General features: G+C 61.3%; 24 protein-coding genes. 9 read left to right on the forward strand and 15 right to left on the reverse strand.

Translation table 11 applies throughout. The features are described from left to right. Positions 1 to 71 precede the first annotated feature (71 nt). Together ACMGFL_RS08020 and ACMGFL_RS08025 are read left to right on the forward strand one after the other, a co-directional pair. Complete coding sequence (locus ACMGFL_RS08020; protein ID WP_436935014.1) at positions 72 to 590, forward strand: hypothetical protein; 519 nt, start codon at positions 72 to 74, stop codon at positions 588 to 590. 118 nt (positions 591 to 708) lie between these two features. Further along, a complete protein-coding gene (locus tag ACMGFL_RS08025; protein ID WP_436935015.1) occupies positions 709 to 1185 on the forward strand; it encodes a hypothetical protein in 477 nt (158 codons plus the stop codon). Between the two features lie 3 nt (positions 1186 to 1188). On the opposite strand, the gene ACMGFL_RS08030 is transcribed toward ACMGFL_RS08025, so the two are convergent. From ACMGFL_RS08030 to ACMGFL_RS08040, 3 genes are all read right to left on the reverse strand, one after another. Next, a complete protein-coding gene (locus tag ACMGFL_RS08030) occupies positions 1189 to 2262 on the reverse strand; it encodes an NAD(P)-dependent glycerol-1-phosphate dehydrogenase (protein WP_436935016.1) in 1074 nt (357 codons plus the stop codon). 80 nt (positions 2263 to 2342) lie between these two features. Further along, positions 2343 to 3311, reverse strand: coding sequence for an NAD-dependent epimerase/dehydratase family protein (locus ACMGFL_RS08035; RefSeq protein WP_436935017.1), 969 nt, complete (start codon positions 3309 to 3311; stop codon positions 2343 to 2345). Between the two features lie 127 nt (positions 3312 to 3438). Beyond that, a complete protein-coding gene (locus ACMGFL_RS08040; protein WP_436935018.1) occupies positions 3439 to 3597 on the reverse strand; it encodes a DUF7331 family protein in 159 nt (52 codons plus the stop codon). A 271-nt stretch (positions 3598 to 3868) separates the two neighbouring features. Here ACMGFL_RS08040 and ACMGFL_RS08045 point away from each other — a divergent pair, with 271 nt between their 5' ends. Continuing rightward, a complete protein-coding gene (locus ACMGFL_RS08045; protein ID WP_436935019.1) occupies positions 3869 to 4858 on the forward strand; it encodes an ornithine cyclodeaminase family protein in 990 nt (329 codons plus the stop codon). Here the strand turns inward: ACMGFL_RS08045 and ACMGFL_RS08050 are convergent. From ACMGFL_RS08050 to srp19, 3 genes are all read right to left on the reverse strand, one after another. Continuing rightward, entirely contained in the window at positions 4855 to 5982 is a 1128-nt protein-coding gene (locus ACMGFL_RS08050) for a presenilin family intramembrane aspartyl protease PSH (RefSeq protein WP_436935020.1), read from the reverse strand. The two genes, ACMGFL_RS08045 and ACMGFL_RS08050, sit on opposite strands and share 4 nt — an antisense overlap. Positions 5983 to 6065: 83 nt before the next feature. Then, positions 6066 to 6293, reverse strand: a complete 228-nt coding sequence (locus tag ACMGFL_RS08055; protein WP_436935021.1) for an H/ACA ribonucleoprotein complex subunit GAR1 — start codon at positions 6291 to 6293, stop codon at positions 6066 to 6068. Beyond that, on the reverse strand, positions 6290 to 6568 hold the full coding sequence (gene srp19 / locus ACMGFL_RS08060; protein WP_436935022.1) for a signal recognition particle subunit SRP19: 279 nt from the start codon (positions 6566 to 6568) through the stop codon (positions 6290 to 6292). The genes ACMGFL_RS08055 and srp19 overlap by 4 nt, the downstream gene beginning before the upstream one ends. A 168-nt stretch (positions 6569 to 6736) precedes the next feature. On the opposite strand from srp19, the gene ACMGFL_RS08065 reads away from it, so the two are divergent. Next, entirely contained in the window at positions 6737 to 7090 is a 354-nt protein-coding gene (locus ACMGFL_RS08065) for a DUF8062 family protein (protein ID WP_436935023.1), read from the forward strand. Positions 7091 to 7116: 26 nt separating this feature from the next. Here ACMGFL_RS08065 and ACMGFL_RS08070 read toward each other — a convergent pair whose 3' ends face one another. From ACMGFL_RS08070 to ACMGFL_RS08085, 4 genes are all read right to left on the reverse strand, one after another. Beyond that, positions 7117 to 7527, reverse strand: coding sequence for a glutaredoxin family protein (locus ACMGFL_RS08070; protein WP_436935024.1), 411 nt, complete (start codon positions 7525 to 7527; stop codon positions 7117 to 7119). A gap of 73 nt (positions 7528 to 7600) precedes the next feature. After that, positions 7601 to 7954 (reverse strand): winged helix-turn-helix transcriptional regulator, encoded by a 354-nt coding sequence (locus tag ACMGFL_RS08075; RefSeq protein WP_436935025.1) that lies wholly within the window; start codon positions 7952 to 7954, stop codon positions 7601 to 7603. A gap of 96 nt (positions 7955 to 8050) precedes the next feature. Further along, a complete protein-coding gene (locus ACMGFL_RS08080) occupies positions 8051 to 8671 on the reverse strand; it encodes a VOC family protein (RefSeq protein WP_436935026.1) in 621 nt (206 codons plus the stop codon). 58 nt (positions 8672 to 8729) lie between these two features. Continuing rightward, the gene (locus tag ACMGFL_RS08085) at positions 8730 to 9836 is read right to left on the reverse strand and encodes a DNA-methyltransferase (RefSeq protein WP_436935027.1); all 1107 of its coding nucleotides are present in this window, start codon (positions 9834 to 9836) and stop codon (positions 8730 to 8732) included. A 129-nt stretch (positions 9837 to 9965) separates the two neighbouring features. Between ACMGFL_RS08085 and ACMGFL_RS08090 the strand changes: the two genes are divergently transcribed. Then, on the forward strand, positions 9966 to 11102 hold the full coding sequence (locus ACMGFL_RS08090) for a thiolase family protein (protein WP_436935028.1): 1137 nt from the start codon (positions 9966 to 9968) through the stop codon (positions 11100 to 11102). A gap of 42 nt (positions 11103 to 11144) precedes the next feature. Here ACMGFL_RS08090 and ACMGFL_RS08095 read toward each other — a convergent pair whose 3' ends face one another. The 3 genes from ACMGFL_RS08095 to ACMGFL_RS08105 form a co-directional block, all read right to left on the reverse strand. After that, positions 11145 to 11387 carry an amphi-Trp domain-containing protein gene (locus ACMGFL_RS08095; protein WP_436935029.1) on the reverse strand — a complete coding sequence of 81 codons (243 nt, stop codon included), beginning with the start codon at positions 11385 to 11387 and terminating at the stop codon, positions 11145 to 11147. Between the two features lie 70 nt (positions 11388 to 11457). Further along, a complete protein-coding gene (locus tag ACMGFL_RS08100; RefSeq protein ID WP_436935030.1) occupies positions 11458 to 11877 on the reverse strand; it encodes a CBS domain-containing protein in 420 nt (139 codons plus the stop codon). Between the two features lie 132 nt (positions 11878 to 12009). Further along, positions 12010 to 13029 carry a sodium:calcium antiporter gene (locus tag ACMGFL_RS08105; protein WP_436935031.1) on the reverse strand — a complete coding sequence of 340 codons (1020 nt, stop codon included), beginning with the start codon at positions 13027 to 13029 and terminating at the stop codon, positions 12010 to 12012. A gap of 147 nt (positions 13030 to 13176) precedes the next feature. On the opposite strand from ACMGFL_RS08105, the gene ACMGFL_RS08110 reads away from it, so the two are divergent. Continuing rightward, entirely contained in the window at positions 13177 to 14205 is a 1029-nt protein-coding gene (locus tag ACMGFL_RS08110) for a phosphoribosylaminoimidazolesuccinocarboxamide synthase (RefSeq protein ID WP_436935032.1), read from the forward strand. 137 nt (positions 14206 to 14342) lie between these two features. Here the strand turns inward: ACMGFL_RS08110 and ACMGFL_RS08115 are convergent, their stop codons facing one another. Next, a complete protein-coding gene (locus ACMGFL_RS08115; RefSeq protein WP_436935033.1) occupies positions 14343 to 15308 on the reverse strand; it encodes a formyltetrahydrofolate deformylase in 966 nt (321 codons plus the stop codon). A gap of 131 nt (positions 15309 to 15439) precedes the next feature. On the opposite strand from ACMGFL_RS08115, the gene purS reads away from it, so the two are divergent. From purS to ACMGFL_RS08130, 3 genes are all read left to right on the forward strand, one after another. Continuing rightward, on the forward strand, positions 15440 to 15691 hold the full coding sequence (purS, locus tag ACMGFL_RS08120) for a phosphoribosylformylglycinamidine synthase subunit PurS (RefSeq protein ID WP_436935034.1): 252 nt from the start codon (positions 15440 to 15442) through the stop codon (positions 15689 to 15691). Further along, positions 15688 to 16365: a phosphoribosylformylglycinamidine synthase I gene (gene purQ / locus ACMGFL_RS08125; RefSeq protein WP_436935035.1), complete on the forward strand. Its 678-nt coding sequence runs from the start codon at positions 15688 to 15690 to the stop codon at positions 16363 to 16365. Before purS ends, purQ begins: the two co-directional genes overlap by 4 nt. A 225-nt stretch (positions 16366 to 16590) precedes the next feature. Continuing rightward, positions 16591 to 16887, forward strand: coding sequence for a DUF3303 family protein (locus ACMGFL_RS08130; protein WP_436935036.1), 297 nt, complete (start codon positions 16591 to 16593; stop codon positions 16885 to 16887). A gap of 48 nt (positions 16888 to 16935) precedes the next feature. Here the strand turns inward: ACMGFL_RS08130 and purE are convergent, their stop codons facing one another. Next, a complete protein-coding gene (purE, locus tag ACMGFL_RS08135; protein ID WP_436935037.1) occupies positions 16936 to 17577 on the reverse strand; it encodes a 5-(carboxyamino)imidazole ribonucleotide mutase in 642 nt (213 codons plus the stop codon). Between the last annotated feature and the right edge of the window lie 63 nt (positions 17578 to 17640).

Below are 17640 nucleotides of genomic sequence, written 5' to 3' on the forward strand. Positions count from 1 at the left end.
TACAAGAACATATAATCAGCTAGTAATAGACAGGTATTTTTAAGTACCATACCCGCACACATTCTTCTGTCATGTCTGCACAACAGCCAGGTGGACAACCTCAAGGAGGCGTACCGCAACGAACAGGTGGATCGGGCAACTATCAGGAGTACGCGAAGTTCGGGCTTGTCCTCTATCTCGCACTAGCACTGGGTACGTTCATCACGAACGCACTCATCCAGTTCCTCGGCGACGACCAGAATGCAGCGTTCTTCAACAGTCAGGGCGGAGAGGAGTTGTACTTTGCTGCACAGTCGATGATGAATACGCTCATGGCCTTCGCACTGATACTTGCACTCGTCGTCGCTGTCTACTACTATCTGCACGAGCCAAGCGACCCATCACACATCGCTTCGGCGGTCGCGGCGGCAGCCGGATCTATCGTCGCGTTCATCATCGGACTTCTGCTCGTCATGATCTTCGAGCCGAGTCAGGTGGCGAGAAGCGTCGATCTCGGTGCCGAAATTATTGGGATGATCGCCGCTGTGATCGGTATTGCGGCCACGGCTGCTCTCACTGCGTACGGCCTCGACAACTACGAGCAGTACTGAACACCGCCGACTTTCCGTTACATCTTCTCGACACATCAAACGCAAAACCAATCAAACGAGAAACCTGAATATGTCCGAAGTCACTGGATTTATTCGTCTGTAACCGATCGCTGTGTCCATGGGAGTGGTGGAGCACTCCAGCGCGAGCGTCGAGTCGCGTCTCACGGAGCTAGAAACCGCATACAGTTCGTTCCCCGTCAATCAGACCACGGTATCGGTGGCGACAGAGCGCTACGAGCAGGCGCGCGCCGAACTCGATAATCTCGATATCTTCGGGAAGGTAACGAACGGCGAGTCCGACGTATTGCATCTCGAACGAGAGGGGAGTCCGTCACTGCCGAGTACCACGATTGCCGAGACGGACACGCTCGAATCGTCTCTCATCGAGACCATCGAAGAGCGAACGGGAATCACCGCACAGATCGACGACGTCGAACAGGCGACCATCGTCGGAATCAGAGACCAGGCGAACCCCGACCGGGATACGGTGTATCGACTGGCCGTGCTGTTTGCCGCGTCCGTTCGAGACGATTCAGCCGATTCTGATGCCGTCTGGAAACCGACCGTCGAGGGAGCCGTTTCGGTTCGCGTCTAGCGCTCAGTAGTCCGATTCGTCCGAGAGAACGCCCGTGACGCGTGTCGCCTCGCGAGCGGCGTCTTCGTTGAGACCGTCCCCGAGAATCGTGTATCGGTCGCGGATCTCGTGCGCAGTCGTCAGTGCCTCGATAATCGTCTCCCCGTCGATTCCCAGTTCCTCGGCGGTGGTCGGTGCGCCGATGCTTTCGAGCGCGTGCTTGACGTCCCGCCAGCCGACGTCGCCGCTGTGGAGATACGCGGTGATGATCGACCCGACGCCGACCTGATGGCCGTGCAGCGCCGTCCCGGGCGCGAGTCGGTCGAGCTGGTGCGAGAAGAGATGTTCCGCGCCGCTTGCGGGCCGGGAAGAGCCGGCAATACTCATCGCCACGCCCGAGGAGACGAGCGCCTTGACGACGATCCAACTGGACTCTTCGAGCCCTTTCTTGATCGACGCGGAGTTCTCGACGAGCATCTCCGCAGTCATCTGCGAGAGCGCGCCTGCGTACTCCGAATAGGGGACGTTTTTCAGCCGGTTTGCGAGTCGCCAGTCCTGTACTGCCGTGTAATTCGAGATGATATCAGCACAGCCAGCGGTCGTGAGTCGCCACGGCGCGTCTGCGAGAATCGTCGTATCAGCGACGACAGCAAGCGGCGGTGCGGCGGCCACGCTGTGTCGCGTCTTGCCATCGGGAACCGAGCCACGTCCGGAGACGATGCCGTCATGGCTCGCGGCCGTCGGAACGGAGACGAAGCCCAGATTACGGTCGGCCGCGGCCATCTTCGCGATATCGATTGCCTTGCCGCCGCCGACACCGACGAGATAGCCAGCGTCGATATCTCGTACTCGGTCGATGACGCGCTCGACGGCCTCGAAGGAAGCAGTCTCGACGACGACCACGTCCGGTTCGGGACCGATCTGCGACAACTGTTCGACGACTCGGTCGCCCGCGACCGCTCTCGGCGTCGGACTGGTCACGACGAGCGGCTGGCCGGACAGATGCAGATCAGCGACGGCCTCGCCGGTCCTGTCGAGCATCCCGTGGCCGACGAGGACGTTCCTCGGCAGCCGAATCCACGTCGACTTCTCGAACATAGGGGTCTCTTTCGCTCCAACGCATTTAGTAACTGAGGTTCACGTGAGTCCACCGCTGAAGCGGTGGGTCGCTCACAGCGTCAGACCAGTCGGTCCAGCACTGCCCGAGTCTCGGCCACGTCCGGCCCGGGGTCGCGCTCGGGTTCGGCGGGGTCGTCGACTGCGTTCGCAATCGTTGTCTGGACATCGACCGGATCCCAGTTCAGATCGGCAAGTTTCGCCGTCGAGAGAATGTGTGGATTGGGATTGTACAGCGGGAAATCAGTCGGCTCCAGTCGGCCGAGTTCCCGCGCACCAGCGGTGACGAGTTCGACGTCGGTGTCGAGCGCATCGGCAATCGACTCGAGGAGGTCCCCGAGGGTCAGTATCCGTCGATTGGCAACGTTGTATGCCTCTCCTGCGGTTCCTTCCTCGGCGACGGCTCGGATTCCGCGAACGACGTTTTCGACCGCGACGAGGTGATGGATGTTGGTTCCGTCGCCGGGAACGAGCACCCGGTCGTGGTCTCGAACACGGTCGACCCAGTAGGCAAAGCGCCCGGTGTAGTCGTAGGGCCCGTACACAATCGGCGGACGCACACTCATCGCTTGGACGCTGTTCTCAGCGGCCTCGAACACCGCACGGTCGCCCTCGGCCTTGCGCGCTCCGTAGGTCCGTTCGCTGTCGTCGACAGCCTCATCGTCCGAACAGGGTTCAAGTGGCGTTTCGTCCTCGCGTTTCGGGATCACGTCCGGCCCGTAGGCCGCGCCGGAGGAGATGAAGACGTACGCGTCGACAGCCTCGAACACTCGCGTGGCCATTCGCACCTCGCCCGGATAGTAGGCCACACAGTCGACCACCAGGTCTGGATCGACCGCATCGCGTGCCGCTTTGAGTGCAGCGCCACTCCGTCTGTCCCCCGCAATATGTCCGACCGAGTCGTTATCCGCAAAGGGGTTCTCGTGCGTGCCGCGGTTGAACAGCGTCACTGCGTAGTCGTGGTCGAGCAACTCGGTGACGAGATGTCGGCCGATGAATCTGGTGCCGCCGATGACGAGCGCCTGCTCCATAGGAGATTCTTCGACGGTTCAGACAAAAATGGGCGGGTTCGAGAAAGTCGCCCTGCCAGCAACGTCTGTCTGGAAGAGGCCTCGAAAAGACGTAGGAGTAAGAGCGATAGCGTTGAATCGCAAGCGCCTACCGAAGGTCGTCTGCTGTGACTGCTACCGTCGACTGGATCCAGGCTTGATGGTTCTCCCGGTCATAGATGACGAACTCTTCGTCACCGATGGTCAGTTCGGCGTATCGGTTCGTCTCGTCGTCGACGGCTTCGTTGTCAGTTGCACGCTTGCTCATTGGTGATGAGGCCGATGCCTCCATCCTCCATGTGAATAATGGGCATACAAGTACTAAAGTACACCGGGGTGTTTTCACTGCTGATAGCTGGAGTTCGGCAGTGAATAACTATATCATGGGCTAATATCACAAACGAAAACACTATACAGAACAGAGCGTTCAGAGAAAATACACATCAAACAGAGAACAGCGGGGAGATTTATCCTCGCTGGTGTCACAGCGTGGCACTCGATGTGTCAAAGCGTATTAGCCCGCGGTGCTTCTCCCTGGTATGGTCGAAGTACTGTTCCTATCGAGTCAGGAGACGGCCACGCTCGCAGAGCCAGCGGCGTACGTCCCAGCAGTTCGCGACGGCTACAGACAGCGCGGTGAAGGTGCGCCAGCGGAGCCACGAACGAAACTCGACAGCGCGGACCCGCCGGGCTTTCTCACAGGCTATTTCGCTATCCTCCCGGACTCGAACGCGATGGGCGCGTACACCTACACCGCCGGGTTCGGCAGTCGTGACGCACACTTCATGCTCCCGCTGTTCGAGTTCGAGAGCGGCGAACCGCTGGCGCTGTTCGATGGGGCTGCGATGAACCCCTCCAAGACCGGCGCGGCAGGCGCAGTCGCCGTCGATGCGCTCGCCAGAGCGGATGCGACTGACCTCGCCATCATCGGAAGCGGGTCCCAGGCCCGCGGTCAGTTGCTCGCCACCGCGACAGTGCGACCGCTCGAACAGGTGTCCGTGTACTCCCGAACGCCGGAGAACCGTCGCGCCTTCGCCAGCGAAATGAACGAGCGGCTCGACGCGACTGTCGAGGCAGTGCCGGACGCCAAGAGCGCACTCGATGGGGCCGACATCGTCATCACGGCGACAAAAGCGAGCGAACCTGTCTTCGACGGCGACGACCTCGAACCCGGAACGCACGTGACCGCGATGGGGCAGTACCATCCGGAGCGCCGGGAAGTCGACGCAACCACAGTTGCGCGAAGCACGTACGTTCCGGACCTCCGGGCGCGGATCGAACGGGACGCTGGCGCGTACATTCTTGCCCGCAAAGAGGGCGCGATAGACGACGGACACGTTCACGCGGAACTGGGGGATGTCGTCTGCGGGACTGCGCCGGGCCGACAGTCAGCCGAGGAGATAACGCTGTTCGACAGCGGCGGGACGGCAATCGAGACGGTGGCAGCAGCGCGGATGCTCTACGACCGCGCGCGAGAGAACGATTCCGGCACGTGTCTCACGCTCTCACCGGCCAGCGACGCGTTTTAGAGTAGACCGCCGGAGAGACCGACCGCCTCCGCCAGCGTAAGTCCGCTCGCGAGCGCACCGACGAGATAACCAGCGATTGCGCCGCCGTTGAGCAGCGGCAACCCCGCGTGAGCGCGCCCTTTCAGCACCATCCACAGGAGGATCACCAGCCCAGTGAGTGTGCCAGCGATGGCCGTCAGTGCCGGGAGCGGCGCGGTGACACCGAGTACCGTCAGCGCAGGCCCGCTCTCGACGAAAAAGGCCGCGCTCGCGACGAGAACGGTCGGGATCACGGCATCACCGAGTCCGATAAAGAGCGCGTCTCGCTCGCCCTGTAGCTGTGTTCGGGCCTCGTCGTCGAGCGCGTCCAGTATCTCCGCGTCTATCTCCGCGACTGTCTCCTCGTCTATCGCAGCAAGCGTCTCGTCGTCGAGCGCTTCGATCCCTTCCGGTCCGCGTTCGTTCAACTCCTCGGCCGAGGGAGTGTCTGGCGTCTCCGCATCGTCTGCATCGACCTCGGGCAAGGCGTTGTCCAGATACGAATAGGAGAGCGAGAGTGGGACCACGAAGACGACGGGAACGCGCATCTCCATCACGCCGGAGGCGAGCGTGAGCATATGTTCGGTCCCGTAGACGCTGATCGCGTCGTAGACGGCGAGTCCGGTGAGCAACACGAGCGCTGGAAAGAGACCGAAGTTGATCCCGAAAAGCCCCGCTGCGCCGATGCCCATCAAAATGCCGGTCGCGTCGATGACGTACCACTCGGGATAGAGCAGCAGTGCTGCCCCGATGAGAAGCGCGCCAGCAATCGCGAGTACGTCGACCGGACTGCCGCCAATCGAGGGGGCGAGTGCGTCGGGTGCGATGACCGAGAGCACCCAGTAGGAGATGTACACGGCCGCAAAGAGGATGACGTACCGGAGCACCCCGGAGCCGCCGTATTTCATCGCCAGCAGCATCAGCGCAGTCGCCACGAGGATCGCACCGATGTAGAGGACGGTTATCGTCGGGTCGCTGGTATCCTCGACCTGCTGGAAGCCCTCTGCCTGGAAGGGTTCGACGAGCGCGATTGCCCCCAGTTGGACGAGCAGAAAGATGCCGACGATCCCGGCACAGGCGAGTACGACTCGGCGGCGATGGTCCATACTGGGTCGTGTAGGGTGACGGATTTGAGGATTTCGACACCAGTTCCGGAGTGAGTACAGAGTAAGAGAGACCAGCGTTCGCGCTACTGGTCACGAGCATACAGCGTCGTGCCGACGAGCGCGGCAACCCGGTCAGAATCGGGGGAGACAGCTATGTAGGGTCGGTCCACCGGGCCGAACACGTCGACGACGCGGCCGACCGCGGCAAGTTCCTCGTCGATGACAGCGGTCCCGATATCGGGGTGATCCTCGTCTGAGCGAACGATTGCGAGCCCCTGAGCAGCCTGTACGACGGACCCGACGCGTCTCATGCTCGGAGCGCGTCGAGGTAGGCCGCGGTTGCCTGCAGGAGATCACTCTTGCTCGCGTCGTCTGCACCCTGAATCAACACCCGCCCGCGAGGTTCGTACTCACGGGGATATGTCACATCGCGTTCGATGACGGCGTCGTAGCCTACCTGTTGTACCGCCTTAGCGATCTCCTCGACGTCGGGGTCCTCGACGGCGAGTTCTAGCGACACCCGTCGTCCCTCCGACCGCGAACAATTGGCGTCAATATAGGCGGGCCAGATGACGTTTTCGACCATACTAGTACCAGCAGACTCACACACAAATCTCTTTCCTGTTGCCGAATTTTCGCTGGTCCTCGGTCCGTTCGTCGAAACCTCGTCGTGACTGCATCTGTCACGGAGTGTTCGCTGGTGACCGACCCGGAGTGCAGGAGATACAAGTCCATCACCCCCCTTCGAACGGATATGAGTGATCGCTCGGATCCAGCGGGGACACCGACAGTGAGTTGTGCTCGCTGTGGGGAGACGTGGACGCTCGAATTCGAACTCGACGAGTTGCAGGTCGGCAACCGCGCGGTCGAACAGTTCGCACTCGACCACCGCCGCCACACCGGCCACTTTCCCGACGACGTCAGCCCCTACGTCGTCGACTGTCGGCACTGTCCGGACGAGGATGCGTTTCTCTCCGAGACGCCCGCACGGCGCTGGGCACGAACGCACGCGCGGCACACAGGACACGAGATTACACTATCAGAACCAGCGGGGACAAGCGAACGAATCAGCGACGAGACAGAAGAGGAAGATTCCAGCGAGAACTGATCGACCGGGAATCGACCCAGCGATTCTCAGAACGGCGCGTCGACGTTTCCGCTTCCGGCAGATCCGACATCGCTCGGTTCGACGTCGCTTGGATCCACACCGAGTTCCTCCGCGAGTTCGTCGCGTTCTTCGAGTTCAGCGAGAATGTCGCTGCCGCCGATGAACTCCCCGTCGACGAACGTCTGGGGGATGGTCTCCCACCCGCTGTGTGAATCGAGCGCGTCGCGGAAGGCGTCGAGGTTCTGGAGCGTATCGACGGTCACCACGTCGTCACGGTACTTCGAGAGCAGCGTGAGCGCACGGTCTGAGTAGCCACACTGGGGCATCTGGGCGTCGCCTTTCATGAAGAGAACGAGGTCCTCGTTCTCGATGCGCTCGTCGACGAGTTCCTGTACCTCTTCGGCGTCGAGTTCCGGCGCGTTCGGATCGAACGTCATGGTCTCTCGTTCGGGCGCGGGAGGGATATGGATTTCCCTACCGAACGCGTCCCCAGGCACTCGCTTCGGTTCGTTACTCCTCGCTCGGTTCGACCCACTCGCTGGCCCACGACTCGATAGTTTCCATGACTGGGAACAGCGCCCTCCCCTTCTCGGTGAGGCTGTAGTAAGTCGCTATCGGGCGGTCCTCGACCCGGCGAGTGACCATCCCATCGTCCTCCAGGTCGTCGAGCACTCGCGAAAGTGTGCGCGAACTCGCGCCGGTCGAGCGCTTGAGTTCGTTGAACCGCTTTTCGCCGTCCTGCAGGTCGTTCACGACGATCAGTCGCCACTGGGACCCGATTTCCTCGATGGCTTCGACCACCGGACACGCCGCCTCGTTTTTCTCCTCGACGCTCTCCTCTGCGTGTGTACTCATTTGCGACATCGACAGTATCTGACTTTCTTTTGTTTCTAAAGGGATATATGGATTCCGAAACGAACCAGGTGGCGAGGTGTTACTTTGAGTGGCGTCGGCGGTTGGTCAGTCGAGTCCGCCGACGCCGCTTTCGGCGTCCGGCAGGTCGTGGGGTTTGACTTCGATGCCGAGTTCTTCGAGCGCGGCCTCCATGTGTTCGGTCTTCGCGTACTCCGCCCCGTCCTCCTCGCGGATGCGCTGGGCGGTGGCGAGCACCTCGCCCTTGCGTTCGTCGGGGAAGTCGAACTTGTCGACGGTGAGTTCGATGATGAGGCCGTCCATGTCGCGGGTGTACAGCGAGAGGAAGATGCCGCGGTCGAAGACGTTGTAGGAGTACCCCTCCTCGTCCAGGGACTCGGCGACCGACTCGAAGCGCTCGGGCGCGACGGTGAAACACAGATGGTGGACGCCGCCGACGCCCGTCCGCTGCGGGGAACGGGTGGCGTCGCGGTCCTCACTGACGAAGAAGGTCAGGATGGTCCCGTCGCCGGTGTCGAAAAACAGGTGCGTCTGACTGGGGTCGTCGAGATTCGGCTGGCGCAAGACCAGCGGCATGCCGAGCACGTCCCGGTAGTACTCGATGGTGTCTTCGGGGTTCGACCCCCAGATGGTGATGTGGTCGGTTCCTGTCGTGTGGATCGGACTGTCCGGTTGCGCTGCACTCACCGGAATTGATTCATCAGCCATAGCTACTGTTGGGGCTGTCTCGCAAAGTACCTGTTGCGGCCGTCTCCACGGCGAACCATCACGATGTGTGTGACGGTGACTTGACCCCGTCAGCCTCCCTGCTGTCGTCGCGATTCCGTTCGACTTCTTCGACAGGCACGTGCGAAACTTCGTATCCATCGTCCGTGCTCGTGACGGACGACGCGGTGTAAAGCTGGATCTGCCGTTCCTGCTTGGTCGTGACTGGGAACTCGTAGCGTTCTGCCTCGTATTTGAACGTCTCGCCGTCAGCGCGTCGCGTTTCGACAAACTCCCGGTGGCGGTCCAGTCGCTGCTCGATGACCGCTCGGGAGTGGTCCGGGACGCGCTCGATGCGCTCGTCGAACACGTCGACGAACTCCTCGTCCAGTTCGTATCCAATCGAGTTTCGTCCGGCGACCATCGCCGCGAGCGCGGTCGTTCCAGTCCCCCAGAAGGGGTCGAGAACGGTGTCCCCGTAGACCGAGTACATGTTGATCAGTCGATACGGTATCTCGAAGGGATAGGCCGCGGAGCGCTCCCGAAGTTTGTCACTTTCGAGCGACTGGAGTTCGCCGTTGATGTCGGTCCACACGTCAGAGAACCACCGATTTCGCTCCTCCCAGAAGTACGCCGAACGATATCGTCGGTTCGAGTGCGGTTCAAAGTGGCGCTGGTCGGTCCCGTTCCGGAAGACGAGGATATACTCGTGTTCGAGGGTCACGTACGCGTTCGGGGGGAGCATCCCCGATCCCATGAACTTCGCACCCGAGTTGACGGGCTTTCGCCACAGAATCTCCGGAAGCGGTTCGAAGCCCAGCTCCTCGAACGCCGAGACGACCCGCGAGTGGTTCTGAAAGACTCGAAAGCTCCCACCAATTTTTCGGGTTGCGTCTCCGACGTTGACGCAAGCGATGCCGCCATCAACGAGGACGCGGCGTAGTTCCGTCCAGACGGTTTCGAGTTGCTCGTGCATACGGTCGAAGGCCGCTTGCCCGTCCCCTGCGTCCAGATGGTCCGCAATTTCCGGGTCGAGATCAGCAAACAGGTCGTCCCACATCTCGATCATCGGATACGGCGGGGACGTGACGACCAACTCCACAGAATCGTCTTCGACCTGCGACAGCGATCGGGCGTCCCCCGTGACGATGCGGTGACTCGTCTCCATTCACTCCCAGTATCAAGCGGCGCGCCTTAGGTGTTCTCACGCGCCGTTCCGTCCTGCTCGTCGCGGCAACTCCCAGTCAGTCGCACACAGTTTGTCAGGGTTTAACACGAACGGGGCCGACAAGTGAGTATGGCACAGACACCAGTCATCGTCGAGGCCGTCCGGACGCCACAGGGCAAGGAAGACGGCGTCTTCGCCGACGTTCGGGCCGAAGACCTCTCGATACCGCTCATCAACGAACTGCTCGACAGAACCGGTCTGTCGGGAGAAGACGTCGACGACCTGCTGTGGGGGTGTGCCCAGCAGCGCGACGAGCAGGGCAACAACGTCGCGCGAGTCATCGCACTCCTCTCGGACCTCGGGGAGTCGGTTCCGGCGAGTACTATCAATCGGTGGTGTGCGTCCTCTGCAGAGTCGATCATGCGCGGCGCAGACGCCATTACAGCCGGACAGCGCGACTGCCTGGTCGTCGGCGGCATGGAGTCGATGAGTCGCGTCGAGATGGGCGCGAACACCCACAACGTGCATCCGGGGTTGAACGACCACTACAACGTCGGCCGCCTCCAGATGGGGATGACCGCCGAGAAAGTGGCAGAGGAGTACGGCATCACGCGCGAGCAGCAAGACGAGTACGCACTCCGAAGCCAGAAGCGCGCGGCCGACGCGACCGAATCTGGCCGATTCGCCGAGGAGATCGTCCCCATCGAAACCGACGACGGACGTATCGAGCGCGACGAAGGGATCAGAGCGGATACGAGTCTCGAAGCGCTCGCTGGCCTCCCGACGGTATTCCAGTCCGACGGGACTGTGACGCCGGGCAACGCCTCACAGATTTCGGACGGGGCCGCAGGTTTGCTGATGACCAGCCGCGAGTTCGCCGAGGAGCGCGGCCTCTCAGTGCTGGCCGAAGTCGGGCACCACAACGTTGCTGGCGTCGATCCCACGGTGATGGGGATCGGCCCCGTGCCAGCGGTCAGGGGCCTCGCAGAGCGCACTGGCCGAGATATCGACGACTACGACCTAGTAGAACTGAACGAGGCTTTCGCCAGCCAGTGTCTGTACTGCCAGCAGGAACTCGGCTTCGACGACGACATCTACAACGTCAACGGCGGCGCGATTGCGCTCGGACATCCCCTCGGCGCGACCGGGGCGCGGCTTCCGGTCACACTGATTCACGAGATGCACCGCAGCGACGCGGACCTCGGACTGGCGACTGAGTGTGTCGGCTTCGGACAGGGCGCAGCGATCGAGTTCCACCTCGTCTGATCCGTCAGTCGAATCGTGGACGACACCGACGGCAGGTCAGCGTCACTCTGTCCATCTAACCTCGTATTCGAGTTCGTACCGCTGTTCGCCCGTCTCCGAATCGGTTAGGCGTTCGAGTTCGACCTCGAATCGGGGACGTTCGGGCACTGTCACGTCCTGCATCTCGGATTCGCTCTCCAGGTTGACTGAACCAGACTCGATTTCGTCAGCTGCGACACGCAGTGTTTCGGCGATCTGTTCTCTCGACTGCTCTGCCGTGGTTTTGAACAGTTGTTCCTCAGGCATTAGCGGTTCCCAGTTTCGTTTCTGCTGTGGTTGTTCGACGATGCGGGCCCGAACCGGAACTGATTGCGGGTCAGTATTCCGGTCGCTGGGCCTGAATGACCGCCGCGAGTTGCTGTTGTTCGTCGGCGAGCAGTTCCGTCAGGTCGTCTGCGGTGATGATCCCTCGGAGGTCATCTCCTTCACAGACTGGCAGTCGCCGGACGCCGTGTTCGGCCATCAGATTGGCCGCCTCGTAGAAGCCAGTCTCGCTCCCTGCGGTGCACAGGTCGCTCGTCATGACGTCCTCGGCGGTGTGTTCGGCCGGGTCCGCGTCTGCGCCGAGCACGCGAACCGCCAGATCACGGTCTGTCACGATACCAGCGATCTCACCGCCGTTCGTTATCACGACACTTCCGACGCGTTCTTCGTCCATGGTTCTGGCGAGTTCGGCCACACCTGTGTCTGGTTCGGCCGTGACAACCTCGCTTCGGGATAGGTCTTCGATTGGCATTTGATTTCACCCAATTTGAAATTCACACACAGAACTATAATGGATTATCATCATTCTCACTATCTTAGAATTTCATCCGGGTGCATCTGTCGGCGGATAGCTACAGCTGCGAGCGATCGTCCCACGACGCGCTCAGCCGCTCGCCCCTGGTAGCAGGTTCACGACCGCGAGCGTCTCGAGAGCAAGCCAGAGGACAAACAGGGTGTACACGCCGAGGAGGACATACGCCTCCCACGGTTCGAGCACCAGATCGGTTCGGAGGAGGACGAACAGGACGACAGTCGCCACCCCGAGCACGCCCATCATCGGCGCAGCAAGCCCGAAGTCGACGGTGGCTGTGCCCGTGATGAGGACGCCGACCGGGATGACGACCAGCAGGTCGAAGATGTTCGATCCGATCACGTTCGAGATGCTGACCACCGGGCGGTCACGCTCTGCGGCCTGTACGCTCACGAGCAGGTCCGGGACGCTCGTCGCCGCCGCGACGACGGTGACACCCCACAGGAAGTCGGGTGTTCCGGCCGCCTCACCGAGTATCTGCACCGCGTGGACGAGTCGTTCGACGGCGACGAGAATGAGCGCAAGCCCCGCAAGCAGGAGGACCCACTCCTTCCAGACAGTGATGTCGAGTTTCTCTGGTTCGTTCGTGTAGTCCGTGGTATCTTGCCACTGCAAGAATAGATAGAGACCGTAGACGAGAAGCGGAAATGAGACGAGAAGGCGGTCCATCTCACCGACAGAACCGCCCGAACCTGGATTGTACACGACGGCGAGTGCGAACGTGAGAAAGAGCACCACGACTGAGAGGATGTAAAACAGCGTCTCCTTGTGAACGAGCGTCCGCGTCGAAGCGATGTGCCCGCCGGAGATGATGACCGCGAGTCCGGGGATGACGAGAATGTTGAACACAGCAGATCCGACGACGGTCCCGACACCGAGGCCGAACGTGCCCAGAAGCGCAGCGATGACGACTGTCGCGAGTTCCGGAAAGCTCGACCCCGCGGCGGCGATGATCCCACCTTGAACGACTGGCGGGAGGTTGTAGTGTGTCCCGAGGCGCGCACTTCCGCGTTCGAGCAGGTCGCTCCCGACCCACAGCACCGCTGTCGAGACAAAGACGGTGAGTACTGCAAACGCGAGCGACCAATCCATTATCGGAACCCTCGCTTTCGGGGGGTAAAATTGTGTGGTTATCGGATTCACCGCCCGAACCTCCGGGATCGTATTGCCGGACGAGACACGCCACTCGTGCGCCGAAAACTGCAACGCACTTAACGGTGGCCCGGAAAGGGTGTGGTAATGACCAGCGTCAAGAACTTCCGCATCGACGAGGCGGCCACGGCGGAGACGCTCGGGCGTGGTGCCTTCGTCTTCACGGACGCCTACTCCGTGTTCGACTGGGGACAGATGCCCGACCCGATTCCGGACAAGGGTGCCTCGCTGTGTGCCATGGGCGCATTCAACTTCGAGTTGCTCGAAGACCACGGTGTGCCGACGCACTATCGAGGCATCCAGACGGCGGATGGCGTCCAGTCACTCACCGACGCACTCGATGCCGGACACACGCCGACGGAGATGGCAATTGACCTGACACAGGTGCCCGACCTTCCGGTCGAGGGCGGCGAGTACGACTACGACGCCTACCACGAGGCGGCGGCTGAGAACTACCTCGTCCCACTCGAAATCGTCTTCCGAAACCGGGTCGGCGTCGGGTCCTCGCTCCGGCGGCGCACCGACCCCGCCGACCACGGCCTCGACTTCGACGTCTGGCCCGAGGAGGCGGTCGAACTCTCCGAACCCATCGTAGAGTTTTCGACCAAGTACGAGAAACAGGACCGGTATCTCTCCCGGTCCGAGGCCGACGCTATCGCAGGAGTCGCAGATCTCGACGACCTCGAAGCGGTCGCCCGCGAAGTGAACCGACTCGTGACCGAACGCGCCGCCGAGGCGGGGCTGACCCACCAGGACGGGAAAATCGAGTGTCTCTACTATCAGGGCGAGATTCGCGTCGCTGACGTGGTCGGCACGTTCGACGAGAACCGTTTTTCCTACGGGGGGACACAGCTCTCGAAGGAAGTGATCAGGCAGTACCACAAGCGCACGCAACCGGAGTGGGTCGAGGCCGTCAGTGAGGCAAAGAAGCGAGCGAACGAAACGGGCCAGGCCGACTGGAAGTCACTGTGTGACCGCGAGCCAGCACCCCTCGACGAGTCAGTTATTCGGGTGGCACGGGATCTGTACTGCTCTGGCGCGAACGCCTACATCGGTCGAGACGTGTTCGACGCGCCAGACCTAGATGCTGCGGTCGAGGCAGTCAGAGACCTGTAACCGCGACAGCGAACGCAGAAGAACCGCTCATACTGCTGGCTGTCCGTTCGATCGCTCATACTGCTGGCTGTCCGTTCGTACAGATATTCGCCACCCCAGGGTGGCCGAATTCCTTCAAAATAGTACAGCCAGCAGTATCAGTCGTCTGCTTCCTGTGACTCTGCAACGTACTCGCCCAGACCATCGATCGGTCGATCCGGGTTGAGTTCATCGAGTTCCGACGGTGCGCCGAGTTGCGCGTCGCTCTCCTCGGGGTTGCGGAGTTGCGTGCGACCACGGTGGACCGTAACCTCGTCGTTCAGATGCAGGTCGATCGCTTCCAGCAGTGCTTCGGCTTCGAGTGGCTGCCCGATGCGCCGGAGGTCCTCGACTTCGGAATCGGGCGGGACGTTGAAGGCTCGCTGGGTGATGATCGGCCCCTGGTCGAGGTCGGTGGTTACGTAGTGTGCGGTCACGCCCGCGATGCGAACGCCCTCTTCGAGGGCCTGCAGATACGCCTCCGCGCCGGGGAAGGATGGCAACAGCGAGGGGTGGACGTTGATGATGCGACTCTCGTAGCGAAAGACCACATCGGGGCTGAGAATCCGCATGTACCGCGCCAGCACGATCAGGTCAGTGTCGTAGTCGTCGAGAATGTCGAGGAGTTCGCCCTCGTCGGGTGTGCCCTTCTCGTCGCCGATGTCGTGGAACGGCACCTCGTACTTCTCCGCCAGCGGTTCGAGGTCCGAGTGGTTGCCGATGACGACGCTCACGTCCGCGCCGAGGTTGCCGCTGGCCCACTTCTCGAAGATCGCTTCGAGACAGTGTGACTCCTTGGTGACCAGTACTGCGATTTGCTGGGTGTCGCGCTCGGACGGGAATCTGACCTGCACGTCGACGCCGAGTTCATCGCCGAGTTCGGCCAGGTCCTCGCGGAGTTTCGCCTTCGTACAGACCATCTCGTCGGTGTCGACCCGCATCGTCATCCGGAAGACGCCCTCGCGAACGGCCTGGTCCAGGTCCTCGATGTTGATCCCGCGCTCGAACAGGAGCGACGTGACGTTTGCGATCAGACCGGTTTCGTCTTCGCCGACGACAATTATCTCGGTGAACTCACGAGCCATGACGATCCCCCCGGGCCGTGTGCACGTGCCGATGGTTCATACACCGATAGAGGGCACTCCCGGGTCAAAAACGTTCGTTTTGCGACTTCGGATCACAAACGTTTTCGAGCGGGGCCACCGCGTTTTCACCGATGACCGCCTACACAGCGACCGTCACTGTTCGGCTCAAATCCGGCGTCCTCGACCCCGAGGCCGAAACGACCCAGCGCGCGCTCGAACGGCTCGGCTTCGAGCTCTCGGACTTGCGCTCGGCCGACGAATTCGAGATCGATCTGGACGCAGACGGTGAGGAGGAGGCAACAGAGCGCGTCACGGAGATGACCGAGCGACTGCTCGCCAACCCGACGTTGCACGACTACGAGGTCACGGTACGAGAACGATGACCGTCTCAGTGATTCAGTTCGGCGGGAGTAACTGCGACCGGGACACGGTCCTCGCGCTTTCTGAACTCGGCGTCGACGCCGAACTCGTCTGGCACGAGGACGGCCTACCCGAGGGGACGAGCGGTATCGTCGTCCCCGGCGGATTCTCCTATGGCGACTATCTGCGCGCTGGCGCGATGGCCGCCCGCTCGCCGATCATGGACGAGGTTCGCGACCGCGCCGAGAGCGGCGTTCCGGTGCTTGGCATCTGCAACGGCGCACAGATCGGTTGTGAGAGTTCGCTGACGCCCGGGGCGTTTACCACCAACCGGAGCGCGCGCTTCCAGTGTGAACACGTCTACTTACGGGTCGAAAACGCCGAGACGCCCTTTACCGAACGGTACGACGAAGGCGAGGTGATCGAGCTCCCAATCGCACACGGCGAAGGGCGGTTCGAGATCACCGACGAGAAACTGACCGAACTCGACGACGACGGCCGGATCCTCTTTCGGTACTGCGACGAATCCGGGAATGTGACCGACGCCGCGAACCCCAACGGGTCGAAGGAAAACGTCGCGGGCATCACCGGCACGAGCGAGACGATTGCAGTGATGATGCCCCACCCAGAGCGCGTTTCGCTGCCGGATATCGACGGTACAGACGGACAGGGTATTCTGCGAGCCTTTGCCGAATAGGTACGGAGTCCTTTCCCTCGAATCAGTGTCGATTAAATCGTCGCAGACAGCTAAAAGCGGTTCTCTGCGTACCGCTCACCGCTGATGCGATAGAAAACCCCACTTTGCCAAAACGCGAGAGTAGAGAAGATCTAGCAAACTCTGCTCTTTCGCTTCGAACTCGCGTTCTCCACTAAGTACTCAATAACAACGGTATCGAGTGTGAAAGAATGAGCGAGGAGAATAATGCACTTCGTAGCAACCCTGGAACATTCAGCCGATAATTGCTGGGCACGAGAACAACACCGAACGAAAGCCAAAGAGTGGATCAGTACCATAGACGAGCGAGCAGCGGAGCACGACGTTGAACTTCATGGGTCCTACGTCACACCGAACGAGCACAAACTCTACTTCGTCCTCGAGGTAGACGACTTCGAGTCAGTCACTGCATTCCTCGACTCGCCATTTCTCGAAGACCATGACGGCGATATCGCACCTGTCCACACACTCGGAGAGGTGGATGAGATACTGCTGGAGGAGTAGAACAATCGAAGGTCGCGTTCGGACAACCACCCCAGTTAGACGTGTTTGTTACTGGTCGCGCTGTCGTTTGAACTCCGGCGTCCCAAGCGTGTGCAGGTCGTTCGAGACCTCACCGACGCCCTCGCGGAGTTCCTCGTGGGCACGTTCGAGACGCTCGCGGAGCACCTCGTGCTGTCGGGCGAGAATCTGGACGGCCGAGAGGGCGGCGTTGTAGGACTTTCCGGCGTCGACGGCGACGATGGGTGCGCCCTGTGGCATCCCGATGACCGACGGAACCGATTTCTCCTGTACGGGCACACCGATCACCGGAAGTGGATAGGCAATCGAGGCGGTCATGTTCGGCAGGTCGGCGCTCTTGCCGCCCGCGCCAGCGATGATGACGTCGAGTCCCCGGTCGGCCGCCGTGCGAGCGTAGACATCCATCAGGTCCGGGGTGCGATGGGCGGAGACGACAAAGGTCTCGAAGGTGAACCGCTCCTCGGGGGCGTCAGCGAAGTCAGTCTGTTCCGCAAAGCCTAGTTCCGTCAGCGCGTCGTACGCGCCTGGACGACCGGTCTCTGAGCCCATCATCACGTCCAGATCCGAATCTGATCCCATGATGATCCCGACTTCGGGTGTCGTCTCCGGGTCTCGCTCGCTCGCTGCCTCTGATTCGAGTTGTTTCTTGAGTCGTTCGACGCTGTCTGCCATGTGCGTGGCTGGGGGTGGCGGCCACCTAAGCGTTGATGTTAGGCCAGGGTGATTTTATCCCGA

The sequence above is a fragment of the Halovenus marina genome, from assembly GCF_051414115.1.
GTDB classification, from domain to species: domain Archaea; phylum Halobacteriota; class Halobacteria; order Halobacteriales; family Haloarculaceae; genus Halovenus; species Halovenus marina.

Coding starts and splice junctions, on each gene's coding strand:
- ACMGFL_RS08025 (WP_436935015.1), top strand. CDS start 709: ATGGGAGTGGTGGAGCACTCCAGCGCGAGCGTCGAGTCGCGTCTCACG.
- ACMGFL_RS08070 (WP_436935024.1), bottom strand. CDS start 7,527: ATGACGTTCGATCCGAACGCGCCGGAACTCGACGCCGAAGAGGTACAG.
- ACMGFL_RS08110 (WP_436935032.1), top strand. CDS start 13,177: ATGACCAGCGTCAAGAACTTCCGCATCGACGAGGCGGCCACGGCGGAG.
- purE (WP_436935037.1), bottom strand. CDS start 17,577: ATGGCAGACAGCGTCGAACGACTCAAGAAACAACTCGAATCAGAGGCA.
- purQ (WP_436935035.1), top strand. CDS start 15,688: ATGACCGTCTCAGTGATTCAGTTCGGCGGGAGTAACTGCGACCGGGAC.
- ACMGFL_RS08080 (WP_436935026.1), bottom strand. CDS start 8,671: ATGGCTGATGAATCAATTCCGGTGAGTGCAGCGCAACCGGACAGTCCG.
- ACMGFL_RS08100 (WP_436935030.1), bottom strand. CDS start 11,877: ATGCCAATCGAAGACCTATCCCGAAGCGAGGTTGTCACGGCCGAACCA.
- ACMGFL_RS08020 (WP_436935014.1), top strand. CDS start 72: ATGTCTGCACAACAGCCAGGTGGACAACCTCAAGGAGGCGTACCGCAA.
- ACMGFL_RS08115 (WP_436935033.1), bottom strand. CDS start 15,308: ATGGCTCGTGAGTTCACCGAGATAATTGTCGTCGGCGAAGACGAAACC.
- purS (WP_436935034.1), top strand. CDS start 15,440: ATGACCGCCTACACAGCGACCGTCACTGTTCGGCTCAAATCCGGCGTC.
- ACMGFL_RS08050 (WP_436935020.1), bottom strand. CDS start 5,982: ATGGACCATCGCCGCCGAGTCGTACTCGCCTGTGCCGGGATCGTCGGC.
- ACMGFL_RS08045 (WP_436935019.1), top strand. CDS start 3,869: ATGGTCGAAGTACTGTTCCTATCGAGTCAGGAGACGGCCACGCTCGCA.
- ACMGFL_RS08085 (WP_436935027.1), bottom strand. CDS start 9,836: ATGGAGACGAGTCACCGCATCGTCACGGGGGACGCCCGATCGCTGTCG.
- ACMGFL_RS08090 (WP_436935028.1), top strand. CDS start 9,966: ATGGCACAGACACCAGTCATCGTCGAGGCCGTCCGGACGCCACAGGGC.
- ACMGFL_RS08095 (WP_436935029.1), bottom strand. CDS start 11,387: ATGCCTGAGGAACAACTGTTCAAAACCACGGCAGAGCAGTCGAGAGAA.
- ACMGFL_RS08105 (WP_436935031.1), bottom strand. CDS start 13,029: ATGGATTGGTCGCTCGCGTTTGCAGTACTCACCGTCTTTGTCTCGACA.
- ACMGFL_RS08065 (WP_436935023.1), top strand. CDS start 6,737: ATGAGTGATCGCTCGGATCCAGCGGGGACACCGACAGTGAGTTGTGCT.
- ACMGFL_RS08035 (WP_436935017.1), bottom strand. CDS start 3,311: ATGGAGCAGGCGCTCGTCATCGGCGGCACCAGATTCATCGGCCGACAT.
- ACMGFL_RS08055 (WP_436935021.1), bottom strand. CDS start 6,293: ATGAGACGCGTCGGGTCCGTCGTACAGGCTGCTCAGGGGCTCGCAATC.
- srp19 (WP_436935022.1), bottom strand. CDS start 6,568: ATGGTCGAAAACGTCATCTGGCCCGCCTATATTGACGCCAATTGTTCG.
- ACMGFL_RS08075 (WP_436935025.1), bottom strand. CDS start 7,954: ATGTCGCAAATGAGTACACACGCAGAGGAGAGCGTCGAGGAGAAAAAC.
- ACMGFL_RS08030 (WP_436935016.1), bottom strand. CDS start 2,262: ATGTTCGAGAAGTCGACGTGGATTCGGCTGCCGAGGAACGTCCTCGTC.
- ACMGFL_RS08040 (WP_436935018.1), bottom strand. CDS start 3,597: ATGAGCAAGCGTGCAACTGACAACGAAGCCGTCGACGACGAGACGAAC.
- ACMGFL_RS08130 (WP_436935036.1), top strand. CDS start 16,591: ATGCACTTCGTAGCAACCCTGGAACATTCAGCCGATAATTGCTGGGCA.